The organism is Sphingobacterium sp. lm-10 (assembly GCF_023554555.1).
Classification (GTDB): domain Bacteria; phylum Bacteroidota; class Bacteroidia; order Sphingobacteriales; family Sphingobacteriaceae; genus Sphingobacterium.
The window spans coordinates 1,777,125-1,795,735 of record NZ_JAMJWC010000001.1; the positions used below are offsets into that span (position 1 = coordinate 1,777,125).

An 18,611-nucleotide genomic window follows, 5' to 3' on the forward strand; every position below is an offset into this window, starting at 1 on the left:
GAGTGAAATCGTTAGATTCAACGTTGAAAATAAGCTTATTTTCATTGACATTCAGAGCCTTACTCATTTCTCTCCGTATGGAATCTCTAGAATAAAAAGAACCCTTAATCTCTATTTTATCATTACTTGCAATATCATCATTTTCTGAATATTCTTTATTGCACGAAACTAATAAGACGAAAAATAGTGGTGTTAATAACTTTAATAAATGTTTTTTCATTTGAATTTGGATAGTTTTTTTAAATTTTTGTGCAAACATAGGAAAAAATATGTGAAAAATATTTTTTGTGTGATTTTTACGAGGTTACACTATTAAAGAGTTGTAATAAACACTATTAACTTCGTGGGATAGAATTACGAAACCTCCACATCGAAAATCCAATTACAATAACCACCGCGCACGCTATCCCTATCCACATTCCCCAGATAGCCCAGAATGAAGGTTTGCTCTCGCTCATTTTCTCTTCCTTCCGCTGTTCCTGCTTCTTCCCTTCCTGCTCGACACTATCTTTTTTTTGATTGAGATCGCGCGCCACTTCACCAACCATATTCCGAGCTGCATCCGTTTGCCGTTTAGTATTCTGCACTACGCTATCCGCTTCGGTGGTTATGGTCCCGTCTGGCGCTATTACGACAGGCGCACCTTTGGATGGAAATACTTTTGTCTGGCCATCACTGGAAGTCACCGTGCGTGCATTCTCCTCGATGCGCCCGGTCTCCTTTACCGTCAAATCAGTTTTCACCTGGACATCCTTGGTAGACTCAACTTTCTCCAAAGACTTTTCCGATCTCTTGGATTTCCGGAAGATGCCACAACTCGATAACACTAGGCAAGCCGACACGATTAATATTATCCTACTCATAACTTTTCAATCTTAGTTGATACATCTGTTAATTTGATAGACAGCGAATCCAGTAATGGCACCAGCTCGTCGAGTGGCTGGGCAATGCTCTGCGTCGGTACAGGCCGGCTTTGCGGCTCATCGCCAACTGTGACGATGAGTACAATTAGAATTAACCATTTCATTTTTTAGCTCCTTTCTGTTGTTGAGCAACGCTATCCACCTTTACCGCTGCGCTATCTACTTTGATGGCCGCCTCCTTCACTTTGTCTACTGCAGGCGTTACTTGCTTGCGGACTTCCTCGATCATCTGCTTGTACAGCTTATCTTGCATCTCTGTCATTTGCTTAGTGTGTGTATCACTACGATCGGTAACGTAGTAAAGAACATACCAGAATACAGACACGATGGTGATTAGTGCATACGTCACCGGATGATTGACAACCTGCATGAAGGATGGCTTCTGCTTTCCCTGGTCCTGTTGCTTACAGCCTTGCTCTTCTTGTTTCATTACTCTTATGTCAATATGTTTTCCTGTGCCTCATTCGCTCCAACGCCTTATGACCGGCAATCCATCCATACTCTTCCATTGCGTTGAATGTTGGACATACTTTAATCCATTCGCGCTGCTCAATAATGCCGTTACCATTCAAATCAGGTGAAAGATCACGATGGCCAACTATGGTGATGTGGCCGATGTCCTGGTGTTTCTTGATTTCTTTGTAGAAATACTCAATTGCCGACCAAAATCCATCCTTCTGTTCTGATGTACGCGTGTCTCCATAGATATACTTGCCATTCTTGATTTCCACCAATCCACCGATGTATGATACATGCACGCTATCCGAATTATAGCCAGCCACTCCATTAGTCACTTTAATGATGTCGGCTAAATGAACGAGATTGCCATCGGTCGGGATTAGGATATGGTAACCTGGGTTTTTCCATCCCAGGTTTACACGCCACATCCGCTGTATTGATTCTGGCGTCTCATGCGCCCAACCTGCAGTAGTATGCAGGACTATTCTGTTAATCTTTCTCATATTTATTGAAACCTATTAAACCATAGCATACATTCGTACATACTAGCTTCTATACTTGTCACACCACCTGATATCGTTGGTATATCGTTAACCATCTCCCCGTTAAGCCATGCATTGTGACCGCCAGAAGGAAACGTTCTTAGTTGAGCTAAACCTCCATTGTTATTAATCATTCTGACGTAATACTGTGAGTATCGTAAGGCAACGACAGTATCGTCGATGTTATGCCATATCTTCAGCGGTATAGGGTGATACTTTCTTAAATTCAAATATTGTGACTGTTCCTGCTCTCCCGAGAAAACGCTATAAAGTGTTTCCAAGTCGTCTACATTAGAGACATTTTTCAACATGTTCTCAAATCCAATGACCTTCGAGCGATTACTTTTGAAATAATTCTGCTCCGCTGCCGTTGGTGGAACTTGATTTGTGAATGCTGGTAAAGCTCCTGTGAATCCAAAAAGCCGCCTGATGTATATCCTTTGGTTTGCACCATTCCAAGGCATCGAATATGCTTGCTTATATAGATCTATGCACGGACAAAATCCAGCTTGCGCTTTAATAGGAATGCTCCCACTCTGAGCAAGCATGAAGGAAGCTAAACCGCCCATAGATATACCCCATAGAAAAACCTCTTTTTGTAGGTTATAATTATCTACAACATGATGATATCCCTTTAGGTAGCTTTGTAACGCTATTGGTGATCCGTAATGTCTAATTTGATTATTGGTGCTACCGTCGCCAATCACACCGTTGGGCAGACCATTCATGTCCATAATGGCATATCCCTGACTTAACCAAAAGGCAGATGCCGTTATAGCATTGCTGATTCCGTCGATGTACGTACCGGTGCCGTGACATGCAATAATAAGTTGCAACGGCTTGCCTGATTGGCTATAATTTTCTGGAAGGAGTAGCAAACCCCAATCATTTAGGATTCTATTAGAATCTTGCTTATTCAACGTTTCTGAACTAACGTCAGCAAAGTCTACGTTAATTGGAACTTGAAAATTCACAACACCATTGGATGGCCGTGGCTTGAATTTGTTTTCGCCCCCACCACTCTCTAGTGTTGATAATCGTTCAGCTACTGTTTTTTCTTCTACTCTGTAGTTCAGAGTGAATGTCATCGATACGGAAGCGGTAGCTTGCGTTGAAGCAGTGGACATGGTAGGAGATACAACAATGATTCCGGCACCGTTTTCTGTATTCCTAGTGCCTATCCCAGTGATCGGCATGTCAGCCGCAATAGCGATAACGTCACCAGCTCTGAAATTCCAATTGGGCAATGGGTAAGTCGCCCAGTTTTGACGAACAGTCGACTTAAGGGATATCGTATTAATCTCTCTCCATAGCTGCCCTTCGCTATCGAATCTCAATTGTGAAATCACAAAGTCTGTACCCACCGCTGCACTCGCATGCCTGATCCTTATAGAGCTTATAAGCCCATTGCGGGAGCTTGTGTAATTATTAACGTAGAACCTGTTGCCTGCACTGGATTGCAAAACTTCGACAGAACCCACTCTGCTGTCACCAATTTCTTTAATAACATCTTCAGAAAGTTTAAGATCACCTAACTTATCATTGATGGTAATTTGCCCCTTTCCTATCTCTTTTACTTCCTTAGACATATATCCTTCTGCAACGGATACCGAGTAGGATAACGACAAATTATTATCTGAAAATTGAGCAGATCCAGAATTGACAGATCCATCCTCATTCAATAGTAAGAAGCCGACATCTAAGCCATCTGCGCTATAGGTGCACAATCCTGCAACATCACCTACGAATCCGATATAGTCTCCAGCAGAAATTTCGAAGCTATCAAAAGAGTACCTGGATACCCCATTACGAGCAGTTGTATTTTTTGTTACAGATTTTATAACAGAAAATTGACCGCTCTGCAACTTCCTTAATTGGACGAAAGTGATCGGAGTTCCCAAAGCAACATCACCATGACGTATCGATATATCAACCAATTGTCCCGAAACTTTTGACTCAATATTTTGCACTATGTACTTTGCACTATGTAACCGCAATGTTTGAGTTGCATTATGAGCGGTATCCCCGTAACCCTTAACATCACCGACAATATTTTCTAGATCCTTCACACTCTCATAACTAGCAGCTCCTTTAGGTTGATCTATGGGTATTTTCGGTAGTGGCCCTAAATCAATCAACTGCCAGGAGTTGGTGTTCCAAAAAAAATCCCACCTCTTATCAGAAGTGACTTCTCTCGTCTGACCACCTACTAGATAGAAACCCGGCTGCGGAGTGAATTTACGCCTTTGCCCTGTTGGCCCAGCCGGTATAGCAGCTGGATTAGTCTGTGTTCCTGGTACTATTGGATCTATAAGTTCACCAGTTATTTCAATGCTATTAACCAACTCATTCCGATCAATGTAACCGATCTCCTTAGTGTCTTTATTAGATACCATGAAATTATCAACCTTATTCGATTGTATTTTCTTATAGCTTGCCGGCCATATTTTTCCTTCATTTGCCATATATTGTTTATTGAGTTGTCTGGCTGTACATTTCAATCCAGTACTGTCCATTATTAAAAAATGTCTTGATTGCTCGCCTTCTGAAAAAATTACTCATTGCAGGTGATCCATCGCTTTGTATGATTGATCCATTTGTAGAATGTAACTCGAAATCGTTAGGACTTAGATTTTTTATTGTGACCTGATATCCCAACTTGGGAAACGTAGGCAGATTCACTCGCCCTGCATGCGTTGATTCGGAAATCAATACTATCGACACCCCATCATCAATCGTTTGATTTTGCCCGGATATAGTTTGAAAGTCGTGGCATATAGCGCGCATTTTAGATGTTCCATTCGCGATTACAAGTGCATAGTTGTGGTTACCATTTCTTGCTTCAAGCTCTAGCGCTATGTTAGTGTATGGAAACTGTGCATCAGCCGTTGCAACCGTATTAAAAATGGATGCAGCTGCAGATCTTCTGCTCCCACTAACTTCTTTGTATAAGTTCCACGCGAACTCTCTTCGTTGACCTCTGATAGTTCCATTGTCTCTGAGCAGAAAATAGTTTGGAGTCATGAATACAGACTGTCCGTTCACTTCCCAGGTATCATCTCTTCCTGCGCGAAGTGAATCCTGATTGATGTCGAAACCTCCAATAAAGCCTCGAGTGGAATACATGCTACCATTATTGAGCACCCTAAATGGTGCCGCATCTTTACCTTGAGCATCTGCCCCAGCCCAGAATCGCACAGATTGATTTGCGTTATCGGATAATCCGGATATCCCAGCATTGACAAACCCATCTGAACCGACAGTAATGACCTGAGCAAACAAACGCACTACATTGATAAAATAGGCAGTTATGGTATCCGTCTCAATATTGCCGCCGCTGATCATCGTAAACATCTTAGTCGGCCGGAAGCTCCTCGAACCATCAAGCACGCTGGATAGTACGCCTAGATTGAAGTACCAAAAGTTGCTTTCTGCATCTGTAGGAATTTGCGTTTCACTGAGCACCCATTCTCCCGTTAGCGAAGTCCGGCTACATTTCGCTGCTAGATAGTAAGCTTGAGTTGGCACGAGATCAGACACGGAAAAAGGGGAAAGCTGCCAGATGAAGTTAGTCCCATCGATTGAATAGCGCTTGTGTACCAAACGGCCACCAGTCATTGTAAAGGCATTTGGATCACCACCTGCATTTACCGACATGGAAACATCAACCAAATCATAATACTGGCTATCTGTACCGAAAAGCCCTGCTATAGCTTGGATCAATGGGTTCTCCAAATTGCCATCGGGATCGAAAACCATGCTCTTAAATTCGTTTAACGCCAATACGTTGCGACGATCATTCTCCCAGCTCTCGCGACTGACTTGCGTCACAACGTTTCGCGTGTCTTTAATATCCTTTTCGATCTTTTGAACACGAGTGTAGGTAACATCATTTCCCACTTCGCATGTGAAGTTCATACCTTGCTCTAGTACATCTGGAAAATGCGCTGGATAGGAAATAGAGGTTACTCGGACATCCTCATCAATTCCTTCACTTGCATCTTTGATGTTGATGATATCGCCTTCTCCTGGTTCAACTGCTAGACGTTTCAAATGCAAAACATCGATATCTAGATCGTAAGCCACGCGCGGCACGCTATTGTCTGCGAAATACTCTGTACGTTTCTCCTCCAGTTTAGCGAGCGCAGCGGTGACGTATGTTTCAGGCATACGAATGCCAATCAGTGTGTACTGATTACCTATCTCTGCAACTAAACCCGATCTCGGCATTAATGTGCCGTTGGTCTCCTTGTTGGCTTCGTACCTGATCGATTTGCGGCTAGGACTATACGACAGGATTTTGAATTGCATGCCTGATAGAATCCCAGTCTTGAAAACGATGTAAGCATCTTCGCCAGTAATCCTTTGCCCGTTTAGATCAAAATCTAAAGCGGTATCAATTAACTCAAATGTTCCTTCATTGATTTGGCCTACGTTAGTAGCGGTCGATGTACGGTTCGGATAGATCTCCAAATCTTCTACATATCCTTCGCGATGGCCATAACGCTCAACTAATGCCGGATCTTCCAAAAAACCCGGCATCGTTAACTGCTCGTAAGGGTAATCCTTAGGCAGGTTCTGCGTGCCACCATACGCGTATGCTCTGGTGATTATGCGGCTATTCTCCAACAGATTTCTAGTAAGGCTATATAGGCCATTACCCATGCCGTAGCTGAAAGATAATGTCGTCGCTGTTCCGATTGTCTTTTTGATACTGATGGCCTTTCCTTTGATCTGCCACTCGTAGGCAAATGCTTGGGCGATATCATTAAGCGCTGAATAGCAATCTACCTTATCAAAACGTAGTGATATTGGCTCGGTTGCATCTAATTCACCAATTGACCAACCTTCGTCCAAGCTATTGACGTACTCCAAAAACATCAACATGAATACATCCAGTTCGCCGAAATAATCAAAGGTAGCTTTGCCTTCATCTTTCAGGATGAACCGTTCTAGTGTATGCCGCTGTCCTTGAAATGTTAGATTGTATTCTTTTAGATGAGTTAGTGTTCGCTCTGGATCGCTATTGAGCGTCATTAACTCACCTTTGTATGTAAGGGTATCACCAACACGCAAATCAAGGTTCACCGGCGTAGCAAAAGAAAATACCAGTTCATGCTCAGCCATCAGCTTGCGCGTGTAGGTAGCTGCATTTAAAGGTAGTTCTATTGTTGGCACGTTGCGTCTGTATACTTGAATATTCATTAAAATTGCCTTGCATAAGTCATGACTAAAATTTGCTCTCCTCTTTCAGTAAGCACGATGCTGTTGATATCCTGCAATACATTTAGTTGCTCTGTAGCAGCGAAGTTGTTTTCTAGAGTTAGCGTAAACTCACAATAGAGTTTGCCATTGCTCCAGATTGGTGTAAGCGTGTTGAATGAAGGACTTTCGACATACCGCAGCGCGTATCCCCGACTTAACGTTTCGCTGAAAAAGCTGAATCCAGTTGGCGCTGATATTAGCTGAAGAATTGCTGTGCGTTTCTCCTGAAGATCTTGCACGTTATCCGCTACCAGGTAACATACTATGCTATACTGCATAGACTCGTAAACTGTAGGGCTGGTGGTGTCGTATTCTTTGCCATGTTGATCGGGCCACTCGTTAAAAAAACGCTCTTTCGGTTTGGGCAGCTTTAGCAATTCGCTATACAATGATCCCTTTCGAAAGTAGAGGCCAAGCGATGTTGCTCGGAGGGAGTTCAGGTTAGTTGGCATACTTACCTCCTAAATTTCTGTTTACGGCTTTGAGTTCGCTCAGCATGCTAGCCGTATTATTGGCGATATTTAGAGCCTCACTTGCGGTGTTGTAGGTATTAATCTGAATTGCATTCAAAGCAATCAACTTATTTTGAGCAATCGCCAGAAGATTAACTTGCGTTGCTTGCTGACTATGCAAAATGTTTAGCTGCTGCTTGGCGATATCATAACCAGCGCGGTACATGCCGACGATCTCATTGCCTGTCGCTTCGGTTAGCTGCCTGCCAATCGATTCTGATTTAAGGGATGAGGAAGAATCTCCTGCTTCAAGCTTCAAAGTATCACGTAAATTCTGCAAACGCTTTTCGCCTTCCTTCTGTATATCATCCCAACTTTGCTTTAGCTGATCACGTTCTTTATCGGTCAATTCACCTCCGCTGTCAGCCAGTTGATCAAACTGCTCGTAAAAAACTTGCAACTTCTCCTCCAACCAATCGCGAGAAAACTTCTGCATCATGTAATCTTCCATGATCTTATCGAATCCTTTGGACCATGCGTCCGCAGCATCTTCACCACTGTTTAAGAAGATAGATTTTACGTTACTTAAGATTGAGGAAAAAGCGTTTCCGGTGTTTTCTTCGCGGAGGCGGTTAGCTGTTCTTTCGTATAGATCAATCTGAGACTCTAATTGATTAATCAACTCTTGTGTTTTAGCATCACCGGTAAGAGCTGCTGCTGCTTTCAATGTGATCAACTCCTTTCGAGCATCCTCAATATCCGATGGAAGTGACGAAAATCGATCTTGCCTATCTAAGCTTTTTTTGTTTAGAATGTCCCTCGCCTTGTACCATTCAGCATCAAATTTGCGAAATGAGTTTTCAATCTCTTTAGCTGTTTCGCCACGGTTCAACCTCTCCAGAATATTATCGGTGAAAGCGTCGCCAGTCATCTTGTACATCCCATCAAGCTGCTTATTGATGTTAGAATAATTCGATGCAATATCTCCTAAGCTCTTGCTATATTCTTCTAGTCGCTTATCACCATATATCTCATTGATAAGGTTCAATTGCGCCTCAAGCATTCTGGTTACCGCTTCAGTGCTCTTAAGTTGTCTCTGATTAGCAAGTTCAACTTGTTCTTGTACTCGTTGGTTGTTAGATTCTCTGCGTTCATTAAAGAAATTACTGATTGCATTCCCAACACCTAGCAGTGGAGCAAAAAGTCCAATCTTCGAAGATATGTTGAGCATCTGCTTACTATTAAACAAATCTCCAAGTGTTCTTGCAATATTAGTAGATGCAGTTATCATCGATGTCAATGACTGTAATGCTTCACCTGTGTTGGTTGCAAACTGCAAACTAGCTTCAACCAATACCTGAAAATCCCGTGCAGCCCCAGAAATAGCGTCCCATTTACCTAGATCAGCATTCTTTGCCCCTTCATCGAAGAAGTCTCCGAAAATCTTTTTGAGCTGCATTTTCTGATCATCAGTTGCTTCCTTAAGTCCGTCGATCATTGACAGAATCACCTCTTTGCCTTTACGGAAGGCATTGCCTAGCATAGCTTCAGATGATTTTTCTATGTTTTCCAAAGCCTCCTTAAATTGAGGTGTATTGTCGACTAGTGCTTCAAGATCTTTGAGGTAAGCACGTTTCAGATTTTCCTTTTGCTCCTCACTAGCATCCTTTCCTAGCTCCGCATACGCATCAGTATACTTTTTACGGATCCGCAATTCAGCTTCGCCAATCGTTTCGGCTAGTTTAACGGCTTCAATCAATCGTTGATTACCACGCTGACGCTCTTCTTTATCAAAAGCCTCTCCTCTCTCTTTTAAAGCCTTATCAGCTTCTTGCTGCGCCAGTGTCAATGCGGCCGGAGCACCGAACATCCCAAAGGCTGAAGCAGTCATTTGTGCCGCACCAATCTTAGCTCGCTCCTGCACAATTCGCTGGCGGTAACTTTTGATGAGTTCCAGCTCTTTAGCAAAACGCTTATCCGCTGCTTCTACAGAGGTAGCCTCCACATATGCGTTATATTCGTCAACTAGTGTCTTTTGCTTGTCGAGTGATTTAGCAAGCTCGACGGATCCCTGTCTAGTTGTCGCCTCCGACACCTCAAAATCCTCAGAGCGCTGTAATGCGCCCATATCGACTTTGAAATCTTTATTCTTTGGATCGTTATAGAACTTGCGGACCTCTTCTTTAATCTTAGCATACTTATCACGAATAGAAGCTACCTCCTGTTCATCACGGCTCATGGCATTTCGCGAAGCCTGCTCATTCATCGCATCAATAGAGAGTTGTAAAGCACGATGGCGTTCGAATGCTTGTCTGCGCTGCTCTTCGGCCCGTTTAGCGGCATCTTCGGCTTTCTTACGAGCCGCTTCATCTACATCACCAACGACTGTATTATCTACCTTCTTAAAACGTGCTGGTAGTTCGACGTCCATTATTCCAGCATTAAAGAATCCGTACCTATCTAGGACATCACGCTGCTCGCTAGTAAGTGTGTTTCCAATGCTTCGAAGTTCTTCAGCAGTTGTCAGGAGTTCCTTTTTAACAGTGGCAAATCTTTCTCGGTGCCTTTCTAATCCAAGTTCGTCGAATTTGTTATTGTTTAGGATTTTAAATGCTCTATCGGCCATTTTAGCCTGCTGCTCGAACTGCTGATTCAGTTCACGAGTGGTTGACAGGTTCATTTCCTTTAGTAACTCACGATGCGCTTCTGTAAGCCCTAGAACCTTCGATCGATTAATATCCAAGGCTTCTCCCAAACTGTTCCATCCAGATACGGCCGACGGCATTACAGCGGCGATTTGCTGAATAATATCTTTCAATTCTCGCTGTTGCTTAGTGTTTAAGTGACCGCTATGCTTTAACTCATCGTATCGCTCTAAAAGTGGCTTTATTTTACCTTCTGTAGCAGCCACTTCATTACGTTGCTTGATGTATTCCTCTGTAAGAGCTTGAGTTGCCGAACCTGCTGGTGTAATCGCTTCTATGATATCAGCAAAAAAGCCTATCACTGCTACACTGGATTTTCCGATAACACCCTGCCCATTTTCAATACTAAGAACAAGATTATCCCAGGCAATACCGATCCGTTCGCCTTGATTTACCAACTTACCAGCCGCAGTAGTAAACTCTTCGTCCATCGCTCCAGCTGCGTTGCGCACTTTGTCCATGGAGTTTAAGAGGGCATCGTAACCATTAGTGGCTAACGCTCCAAGTACCGTTCTATCTCTAATTGCGCTAATACCAACCGCTGATAAAGCTTGATTGACCCCTGCTGCACCACCTTCTACTTTACTAAGTCCGCCAATGAAATCAGTTAATACGCCTGCTGCATCAGCGCGGAATCTGGCACCCAATTCAGCCTGAGTTCCCCCAACCAATTTTAATACGGTGGAGACTCCTTTCCCAGTACGAATCACTTTTTCCAAGATTCCGAGAGTACGGCCAATAGTGGATCCGACAAGCTCAGCTTCCACACCAACAGATTTAGTCGCAGTAGCGTAGGCCAGCACTTCTTGGCGACCGATCTTATAAACACCTGTGGATTGTGCAATCCGCGTTGCATTGGCTAATATCTCGGCTTCTGTGGCTGGAAAATTATTACCCAGGTTTACTATTTCATCCCCGAAGGCTTTTACATTTTGTACTCCACCATCCACGAGGGTAAGCAAACGAGCGATCTGCGCACCGCCTTCTTCACCGCTGATATCGGAAGCAGTTTCAAGCTTGGCCAATGCCTCAGTAAATGCGAGAATGTTCGCGGATCCCTTAACACCTAATTGACCAGCAACAGTAGCATATTCTAAAAGCTTATCCGTGCTTACCGTTTTTAGCGATCTAGAAAGCTTGATGATATCATCGGAAAGGGATTGCAACTCCGCACCAGCTAGGCCGGTAGTCTTGCTTACGTCAAGTAAACCACTGTTAAAATCAATAACGGTTTGTTTATTAGCTTTAAAAAGCATAAACAAACCACCTAACACTGTAATCACTAACCCAATAGGCGTTAAAAGAAATCTGCCTATCTTCGATCCGAACTCAAGGATTATTTGACCTAATTCGGTTATAGAACTTCCTCCCCCTTCCGCTAATTCATGTATTGAAGTTCCTAACAATTGTAGTGCTCCATTGACAGATGAAAATATTGGTGAAATTTGGCTAAGAGCATCGCCATAATTACCGACATTACGCTGATGTAAACCTAGAGTAGCATCAATCTTCTTAATTCCACGATCGAGGTATTGGGTTTGTTTGGTTAGCTCTTCGGCTTTTCGACGGAGCTGTTCATACGCCACAGTATTACCCCTGCCCTGGCGTTCCAATTTGAACATCTCGGCCAGAAGATCTTTAGTTTCTTTACGAACATTGCCCAACGCCTTGTTAAGTTGGTAATATTCGCTACTTTCCTGAGCAAGTTGTTTTTTACGCCGAGCGGATGCCTTTTCATGTTGCGCTTGTTGACGCTCAGCATCTTTCAATACTTTCTGCGCATCGCGAAGAACCTTCTCGGCCTTGCGCTCTTCTTCAGTGGCTTTGCGACGTTCCTCTGCCTGCTTTTTTAATGCTAGGTTGTACTCAAGCGAATCTTTCCGGGTTTTTTGAAGTTCGATGTTAGCTTGTTTCTGCGCTTGGGTCAACTGCTCGGTGGTAGATTTTTTTTCGGCAAGGATTGCCTTAGCCTCCTGCTCCAATTGCTTTAGAGTATTCAGCTCGCCAATTTCTTTGGATCTTTCCTCGCGAAGAACACGCAGTGAATTTACGGCTGCCTCTTGAGCTTCCTTCAAACTAACTTGCGCGCGACGGACATCCTCTATTCCTGCAGCAGCTTTCTTTGTATCATCTGCTCCGCCGCCAGATCCTGCTTGAGACGAAACACCCGTATTCGACAAAAGCTCGCGTAATCTTCTGCGAGCTTCAGCATCATCAACAACTACCCTATAACGTAAATCTGCCATCCTTCACCCGCTTTTGGTGGGCATTTCAAAGTTCCCGATAACCGGGCCGCGGGGCAAGCGAAGGGGGTTGACAACAGGCAGGGAGTCAACCACTAAACAAAGATGAAAAGCTATTTGTCCCTGCTCTCAAACATAGCAAACATGTCTATTACTTTTCCGTCTCCGCCAGCACGACCACCTTCCTTACTCTCATCATCGGAAGAAGACGGCATGCACAATGTGTAAAGCAAAAGATTTTGATAGGATGTCTCCCAAATTAGTTGGTGTTCAGACCAACCTTTGGTAGCTATGGCTGTGTTGATAACTGTTGCCCATGGGCTTCCCGATCCTGGGTATCGTTTAGATTCAGGCTTTTGGTCAAAGCCATAATGCCGAAAAAAGTTGTAAGGTCTAACCTCCGGTAGACTTCTGATATCGCTTCCGCAAGTTGCGGCATCGTCCATTGTTCGTTTAAGGCGTATAGCAAATTCTTGCTAGGCATCTCACTCCCTTTACTCGCAGCAATACCAATTACTTTGATTAAGCTAGGCAAGTTAGTTTTAAGCAGTAGATTAATTTGATCCGATTGGATCATCCCTTCAACTTGCTCTCCACCCATCATATCGTTGAACTCCGCAGCAATCAATTGAACCTTTCCCAATGGCAGGCCGGATATTGAAAGCTCTTCCTTGCGATACAACCCTAAAAGGTCGCCGATAATTCCCCATTTTTGGAATCGTAGCTCACCAATTGAAGTAGGCTGATCCGTAAATGTATTTGCAATTTCTCTTTGTGTCATTTTGTAAAGTGTTTCATTTTCAGGATAATAAAAAAATCCCTACCTGTTATCGCTATTGCGGCAAGGAGGGATTTCTCTTTACATCGGCTACTTAGCCATTAAGCAACCGCTACTTTCTCGTAGTACCAAGGCGCTACCGCATCGCCGTCAGCGTCGCTCACTGCTGTTGCTTCTGCCGTGAATCCTAATGAAAGGAATTCTGCACCAGTCTTTGTCAATGGATTTTCAATACGAGCCACAACAGCCCCATTCAAAATTACGAACACCATCTTATGGCCTAATCGTGGACGGGAGGTGACACGAACAGCAAGATTGACAACATTTGCGCTGTTGATTGGCGCTTCAAACTTATTGGTGGCCGTGGAATTTGCAATACCTTTAAAAAGTAAATCCGCAATCTTTGGATCAAGGTTCAATGACTTACCCGTAACACTCGCGCCATCACCTTCTTCGCCGACAATTGCCCAAACACCATCTTTGTCCTCAACGCGAACTTTGGTAAGTGTCGCTTCTGGGACATTGAATGATACCGATCCATCCTCGATGTCGGTAAACTTTACCCAACCAGCGGCCGGTAAAGTTCCATTTGCACCAACTGGTGCAAATTCAATAGATTCTACTCCTTTTACTGGAAACATATTATTCTTTGTTAGAGACCAACGAGGTTGCCTCCTCGTGTAATTCTGTTAATTAACCGGCGAATGGTCGCCACCCTATAAATATGCTGCTAGGCTTGTAATTCCGTCCGTAGAAAAGTATACTCCACCTGAATATTGTATATCCACTGATTGCCGTGATTATCGACTTGCCCAGGATCACGAAGCTTCAGTGAAAAGTCAAAACCTTCGAACCCATCTAAAGCTGTAGCTGCTACCTTACCCAATTCGTGCAATCGTGGTATGTTAGGCTGTGTGTTATCTACCGCTGTCGGGTTGTCTCCGCGCTGGCCAGTAAGATTGGGCACATGGAAGTTGACATTCAATATGCCACCTTGAACTTGATCGGCATCCCAAATGAGCGTGTTGATTACACAATCTTCTTTAGCGCTGTTCAACTTCCGCTGTAGAAGCCTGATTTCACCAGAAAGCATATCTGCAATGCCAGCGCTAAAAAGCACAAGCTTTACATCTTCCATTCCATCAACTGAACTTTTCAATTCACGCTTCATAGCCTATACATCAATTTCTCTAAACGCCTGGTCCAAACTCTTTGCAACTTCTAAAAAAGCATCTTCGACAACTGATTTGCCGTGCGCATTTTGTACCCAACTTGCATATTCCATTCCTGAGACTAAAGTAATACCCCATCCTGCCGAATCACCACTACTGCGTGATAGCTTTACCTCACGTAATGCCAATTCACGACCGGCATCAATGCCTGGTGTTTTATCGGTACCGTATGGTGACAACTGAAAATCCTCATGAAGTATTAACCCATCACGATAAATAAGACCCCCTGTAGAAGATCTCAATTGGCCTGTTTGATCATCATATCCGCCATCCGGCCGCATCTTCGCACGCTGGATTTGTAATGCTCGGGCTAACACTCGCTTGAATGCATCTAGGGTATGGCGGTCCATCTCCTCTAACTGCTCGCGATACATCGCGTCCAATTCTGCAGGAGTCATGTCTAATTCCAATCTAAACATTACCGCCGCAGTTACACATACGCTACACAATGAAACTGCCCATGATGAAATAGTGCTACCGTATCATTCCACACAATCACATTGCCTCTTTCATCGTACCCAGTGACCAGTTCACCAATGGAAAGATTTGGAGTTTCCTCCGGCATAGAAATTGTGTACATCACATCAACCTCGTTCCCGTCTTTGACCTTCTTCATCCCACGACTACGTGAGTTAGGATAGAATCTACAAGGCAACGCTTGCTCGATCGTTTCACCTTGCCTGACTAACTTATCTGGATATTGATCTGGAAACATGGTTAATGCGTGTTTGACAGGTCTACAAAGCCAGAGTCCACCGGCGTGTCGAATATTCCCCACTTAGCAAGAATCCGGCGACGCATATCGGTCAAGGCATCTGCATCTTGTTGGGTAATTTGGTAATCCAGTTCACGAACAGATTTAGGTAGCGTGATAAGAAAGTCAAGAAGTGCAGCGCGAGACAGATCCATAGATTTAGTCTGATTGTTGTTACTTGATTCACGTGGTGCGTCTGGCGCCAAACCGTGCTCTTCCAAAATTAATGTGACCGTAGCATCTGGAAACTTATATCCCATTGATGCCTTCAAGACTTCCTTAACGCTTGCCATATCTTAACCCTTTTTTACCAATCCACGTTTAACACAGCTAGCCAAACGGTCCTCATCGAAATGAGAAACATCATCGCCTTCCTTATACATTTTGCCGAAATTGTCTTTATCAGCAAACGGAGTGAGCACGGTGTATTTGGCTGCTTTGCCTTTTGACTTGCTTGCGTTTGTGGTTGCTGCTGCCTCATTTGCGCCTTGCGCATTAGATGCAGGAGCGTTTGCCTCCGCTCCTGCTTTTGTATTATCCTCTGCCATTATGCTTGAATAGTTTTAGTGTCCAACAAATAGATTTCATCGATGGCCGTAACCACCGGCACCACACGTGCCTGAGCGCGTGTCACCTCTTTCAACGATGGCGTGGTCTGGCGAAATTTGCTCACCAAGATGTACTCGTTGGCTTTGCTATATTCCACACCAGCTTGCTTATGGTTTTCCTCTGCCAATCGCGCGTAAACCAACTCGCCTACAGTATTTGTAGAAACAAACACCATAGCACCTGCCGCGAACGGTTTAATGGTAGTACGTTTTGCATTCCTTTCAACCTTCACCGTACGGTCTACTTTGATGAATGTAAAGCCGTAACGTTTGCTGACTAGAGAATTTAACTGATCAAAATCGAGGTTTGGAATCTCTTTGTTGCCAGTACTATTCTGGTTAAAGGAATAATACTCTTTCGCTTGGTCAGTAGCAGCAATAGCATTGATTGTCGGCGTATCCGTGTAAACCGATATGATGGTATTACCATCTTCAGTTGCTTTGTCCACAATTTTCTGAAAATCGTCAAACGGCTTCGCATTCGCTTTGTCGGTATAAACCGCTTCTACACCAAATTTATGATCAACCTTGTACTTGTAGTTACAACGTACACCTACACCAACATTTTCAGGATCATCAACTACGGTGATACCGGTAGAAAACCCTTGCAAGAAGATGGCTTCGTTACGCTCGTAAATTGCACCGATAGCACGCGGAGTATCAGCAAATAGCTTCGCAATCACCTGTCCGTTCGTCGCTCCATTTGCAATCAATGTGTCAAGCTGCGTAAGCTCAGTCTCATTCAAGGCAAGCTCAATACCCATTTTAGGAATATCGCCGCTCGCTTGCGAAATTTGATCGCGCGACTTAAGCGGTAATTCCGAATCCATGGCCACCACATCTGCAGCAACTAAGCTAAAGGATGCTGATAGGCTTTCCCACTTCCCTGTAACAGAGAATAGCGGACGCAACATCGTCGTATGCAAGTAAGCCAATGGCCGCTTGGTATCGTTTAATGTTTCGACCGTACGCACAATAATTCCCGGAAAGAACTTTTGTACCCACTGAATAAATAATGATTTTTCCATAAGTTCTTAGTCCTCTTTGAAAATGATTAATGGTCCTAATGCTTCCATCGCTTCCGCTGTTGGTTCAATTACACACGCTTTGTGGTTTACTGTACCGCGGATTAACAAACCTGCAGCAGCCTTCGATGTCAGTACAGTATTAATTTGCACATGTGCATACTCGTAGCCATCAGGCAAAGTCTCATATGCATCACCTGCCGCATTCACAGGCATAGGCTTAAAGATTTTCTTCGTAGCCGTATCTGTGATGATCACGTGACCTGCGTTGACGACCTTCGGAGCGAAGCCCGTGACATCAAGAGCACGACCACCACGAACAGATTCCAGGTTTTTAGTGACAATCACCGTATCCTTGGAAGCATCGACGATGGTACCGTCGTTGTCTAAATTTATAGTTGTTCCCATTTGATTAATTTATAATCCTATTTCTCCCATTACCGAATCCAACTCTTCCTTAGTTGCTTCAGTTATTTTGCCGTCTTGACCGACACCACGAAACGGAGCATCATTCCCTAATTTACTCTCAGCTACGGTCTGGGTATGAGTGGTGTAGTCTGTTTCCACTTCGCCCAGGTATTCCTGAAACGCAGCATCATCAGCGAATGACATACGTGAGAAATCACGAAGCACTTTGCCAGAATACGCTTCGTCAGCACCATTCAGCTTTCCAAGAATCGCTGAACGACGATCACCTACGACCTTTTCACCTTTCAAAGCCTGCACTGTGTCTTGTAATGCCTTATTACCATCTACCAAAGCCTTCGCCCATGAGGGCATCTCTTCAGTTGTGGTGGTCTTGGCTGGATCTACTGGTGCTGGATCGTCGGCCGGCTTTTTCAACTTATCCAATTCAGCTTGTTTAGTGCGGTAACGGTCGTCATCTTTAGCGATCTCTGTAAACGCATAAGCTTCATTGAAAGCATCCATTTTAGCTTCCAGTTCCTCTTCCGTTGTGACCTTGTCTTTTACCTTTTCAATGATCGCATTTACACGAGCATCTGAGAGTTGAGCGCCTCCAAACTTGCTTTGAAGTAATGCTCTAATTAGTTTTTTGAAGTCCATTTCTAAATGTTTAGTTATAACCGCATAGAGCTGCGCTGCTCATACGTGTACGCCTAGTACAAAAGTATGGAGGGGTTGTGGTGGGTTAAAGTGTTAGGGGTTGACTGTGTGGGTTGTGTCAACTGTTTAAATATTTTAAAACTGACTTAAACAATAATTGCAAATACGAGTTTTGGTATTATTGTATACTAAACAAAATATAGAATGCCTAAGACAAAAAGTGCTATCAGAGTAAAAGACATTCATGGTGCTACTAATATTATCTACACAGATTCAATAGTTTCGTACAGAGAACGAAGCGAAGAGAAAGGGAATGTGAATGGCACACACATTGAACTTATCAGCGGAAAATCTATCGAAGCTATGATCAGACTTGATATGTTAATCGATTTGATCAAAAAATCAAAAACCAATTCAGAAATATCAGAGGTGTAATCAATAAGCCTCGGCCAAGGAGAGCCCTTCAGATAACAGGGCTCTACATCAACGTTAATTGCATTTACCCTATTCCTTGATTAGCGGTAAATACCTTACCAAGCCGTAAGCTATCATCTTTGTCT

18 protein-coding genes are annotated in these 18,611 nt (G+C 43.6%); 1 reads left to right on the forward strand and 17 read right to left on the reverse strand.

The window, feature by feature from the left end; genetic code table 11:
• Window positions 1–335: 335 nt before the first annotated feature.
• The 17 genes from M8998_RS07205 to M8998_RS07285 form a co-directional block, all read right to left on the reverse strand.
• Window positions 336–863 (reverse strand): hypothetical protein, encoded by a 528-nt coding sequence (locus M8998_RS07205; protein WP_249991804.1) that lies wholly within the window; start codon window positions 861–863, stop codon window positions 336–338.
• A 160-nt stretch (window positions 864–1,023) separates the two neighbouring features.
• Window positions 1,024–1,353: a hypothetical protein gene (locus tag M8998_RS07210; protein WP_249991806.1), complete on the reverse strand. Its 330-nt coding sequence runs from the start codon at window positions 1,351–1,353 to the stop codon at window positions 1,024–1,026.
• Between the two features lie 10 nt (window positions 1,354–1,363).
• On the reverse strand, window positions 1,364–1,885 hold the full coding sequence (locus M8998_RS07215; protein WP_249991808.1) for an N-acetylmuramoyl-L-alanine amidase: 522 nt from the start codon (window positions 1,883–1,885) through the stop codon (window positions 1,364–1,366).
• A gap of 2 nt (window positions 1,886–1,887) precedes the next feature.
• Entirely contained in the window at window positions 1,888–4,389 is a 2,502-nt protein-coding gene (locus M8998_RS07220; protein WP_249991810.1) for an alpha/beta hydrolase family protein, read from the reverse strand.
• A gap of 7 nt (window positions 4,390–4,396) precedes the next feature.
• The gene (locus M8998_RS07225; protein WP_249991812.1) at window positions 4,397–7,129 is read right to left on the reverse strand and encodes a phage tail family protein; all 2,733 of its coding nucleotides are present in this window, start codon (window positions 7,127–7,129) and stop codon (window positions 4,397–4,399) included.
• Window positions 7,129–7,641 (reverse strand): hypothetical protein, encoded by a 513-nt coding sequence (locus M8998_RS07230; RefSeq protein WP_249991815.1) that lies wholly within the window; start codon window positions 7,639–7,641, stop codon window positions 7,129–7,131. The genes M8998_RS07225 and M8998_RS07230 overlap by 1 nt, the downstream gene beginning before the upstream one ends.
• Window positions 7,631–12,592 carry a phage tail tape measure protein gene (locus M8998_RS07235; protein ID WP_249991817.1) on the reverse strand — a complete coding sequence of 1,654 codons (4,962 nt, stop codon included), beginning with the start codon at window positions 12,590–12,592 and terminating at the stop codon, window positions 7,631–7,633. The genes M8998_RS07230 and M8998_RS07235 overlap by 11 nt, the downstream gene beginning before the upstream one ends.
• 286 nt (window positions 12,593–12,878) lie before the next feature.
• Window positions 12,879–13,370: a hypothetical protein gene (locus tag M8998_RS07240; protein ID WP_249991819.1), complete on the reverse strand. Its 492-nt coding sequence runs from the start codon at window positions 13,368–13,370 to the stop codon at window positions 12,879–12,881.
• A gap of 98 nt (window positions 13,371–13,468) precedes the next feature.
• Window positions 13,469–14,008: a hypothetical protein gene (locus M8998_RS07245; RefSeq protein WP_249991821.1), complete on the reverse strand. Its 540-nt coding sequence runs from the start codon at window positions 14,006–14,008 to the stop codon at window positions 13,469–13,471.
• Between the two features lie 89 nt (window positions 14,009–14,097).
• Window positions 14,098–14,538, reverse strand: coding sequence for a hypothetical protein (locus M8998_RS07250; RefSeq protein ID WP_249991823.1), 441 nt, complete (start codon window positions 14,536–14,538; stop codon window positions 14,098–14,100).
• Window positions 14,539–14,541: 3 nt separating this feature from the next.
• Window positions 14,542–15,018 (reverse strand): hypothetical protein, encoded by a 477-nt coding sequence (locus M8998_RS07255; RefSeq protein ID WP_249991825.1) that lies wholly within the window; start codon window positions 15,016–15,018, stop codon window positions 14,542–14,544.
• An 11-nt stretch (window positions 15,019–15,029) separates the two neighbouring features.
• Window positions 15,030–15,314, reverse strand: a complete 285-nt coding sequence (locus M8998_RS07260; RefSeq protein ID WP_249991827.1) for a hypothetical protein — start codon at window positions 15,312–15,314, stop codon at window positions 15,030–15,032.
• 2 nt (window positions 15,315–15,316) lie between these two features.
• A complete protein-coding gene (locus tag M8998_RS07265) occupies window positions 15,317–15,646 on the reverse strand; it encodes a DUF6706 family protein (protein WP_249991829.1) in 330 nt (109 codons plus the stop codon).
• 3 nt (window positions 15,647–15,649) lie between these two features.
• Window positions 15,650–15,901, reverse strand: coding sequence for a hypothetical protein (locus tag M8998_RS07270; protein ID WP_249991831.1), 252 nt, complete (start codon window positions 15,899–15,901; stop codon window positions 15,650–15,652).
• A complete protein-coding gene (locus M8998_RS07275; RefSeq protein WP_249991834.1) occupies window positions 15,901–16,989 on the reverse strand; it encodes a major capsid protein in 1,089 nt (362 codons plus the stop codon). The genes M8998_RS07270 and M8998_RS07275 overlap by 1 nt, the downstream gene beginning before the upstream one ends.
• A gap of 6 nt (window positions 16,990–16,995) precedes the next feature.
• Window positions 16,996–17,394 carry a hypothetical protein gene (locus M8998_RS07280; protein WP_249991836.1) on the reverse strand — a complete coding sequence of 133 codons (399 nt, stop codon included), beginning with the start codon at window positions 17,392–17,394 and terminating at the stop codon, window positions 16,996–16,998.
• Window positions 17,395–17,403: 9 nt separating this feature from the next.
• The gene (locus tag M8998_RS07285; protein ID WP_249991838.1) at window positions 17,404–18,051 is read right to left on the reverse strand and encodes a hypothetical protein; all 648 of its coding nucleotides are present in this window, start codon (window positions 18,049–18,051) and stop codon (window positions 17,404–17,406) included.
• Between the two features lie 204 nt (window positions 18,052–18,255).
• On the opposite strand from M8998_RS07285, the gene M8998_RS07290 reads away from it, so the two are divergent.
• Window positions 18,256–18,486, forward strand: coding sequence for a hypothetical protein (locus tag M8998_RS07290; protein WP_249991840.1), 231 nt, complete (start codon window positions 18,256–18,258; stop codon window positions 18,484–18,486).
• Window positions 18,487–18,611: the final 125 nt, after the last annotated feature.

Bases quoted from the DNA above. Each gene is read 5' to 3' on its own strand.
- M8998_RS07250 (WP_249991823.1), bottom strand. From the start codon at position 14,538: ATGAAGCGTGAATTGAAAAGTTCAGTTGATGGAATGGAAGATGTAAAG.
- M8998_RS07225 (WP_249991812.1), bottom strand. From the start codon at position 7,129: ATGAATATTCAAGTATACAGACGCAACGTGCCAACAATAGAACTACCT.
- M8998_RS07270 (WP_249991831.1), bottom strand. From the start codon at position 15,901: ATGGCAGAGGATAATACAAAAGCAGGAGCGGAGGCAAACGCTCCTGCA.
- M8998_RS07265 (WP_249991829.1), bottom strand. From the start codon at position 15,646: ATGGCAAGCGTTAAGGAAGTCTTGAAGGCATCAATGGGATATAAGTTT.
- M8998_RS07285 (WP_249991838.1), bottom strand. From the start codon at position 18,051: ATGGACTTCAAAAAACTAATTAGAGCATTACTTCAAAGCAAGTTTGGA.
- M8998_RS07235 (WP_249991817.1), bottom strand. From the start codon at position 12,592: ATGGCAGATTTACGTTATAGGGTAGTTGTTGATGATGCTGAAGCTCGC.
- M8998_RS07255 (WP_249991825.1), bottom strand. From the start codon at position 15,018: ATGTTTAGATTGGAATTAGACATGACTCCTGCAGAATTGGACGCGATG.
- M8998_RS07260 (WP_249991827.1), bottom strand. From the start codon at position 15,314: ATGTTTCCAGATCAATATCCAGATAAGTTAGTCAGGCAAGGTGAAACG.
- M8998_RS07230 (WP_249991815.1), bottom strand. From the start codon at position 7,641: ATGCCAACTAACCTGAACTCCCTCCGAGCAACATCGCTTGGCCTCTAC.
- M8998_RS07275 (WP_249991834.1), bottom strand. From the start codon at position 16,989: ATGGAAAAATCATTATTTATTCAGTGGGTACAAAAGTTCTTTCCGGGA.
- M8998_RS07240 (WP_249991819.1), bottom strand. From the start codon at position 13,370: ATGACACAAAGAGAAATTGCAAATACATTTACGGATCAGCCTACTTCA.
- M8998_RS07205 (WP_249991804.1), bottom strand. From the start codon at position 863: ATGAGTAGGATAATATTAATCGTGTCGGCTTGCCTAGTGTTATCGAGT.
- M8998_RS07215 (WP_249991808.1), bottom strand. From the start codon at position 1,885: ATGAGAAAGATTAACAGAATAGTCCTGCATACTACTGCAGGTTGGGCG.
- M8998_RS07220 (WP_249991810.1), bottom strand. From the start codon at position 4,389: ATGGCAAATGAAGGAAAAATATGGCCGGCAAGCTATAAGAAAATACAA.
- M8998_RS07210 (WP_249991806.1), bottom strand. From the start codon at position 1,353: ATGAAACAAGAAGAGCAAGGCTGTAAGCAACAGGACCAGGGAAAGCAG.
- M8998_RS07290 (WP_249991840.1), top strand. From the start codon at position 18,256: ATGCCTAAGACAAAAAGTGCTATCAGAGTAAAAGACATTCATGGTGCT.
- M8998_RS07280 (WP_249991836.1), bottom strand. From the start codon at position 17,394: ATGGGAACAACTATAAATTTAGACAACGACGGTACCATCGTCGATGCT.
- M8998_RS07245 (WP_249991821.1), bottom strand. From the start codon at position 14,008: ATGTTTCCAGTAAAAGGAGTAGAATCTATTGAATTTGCACCAGTTGGT.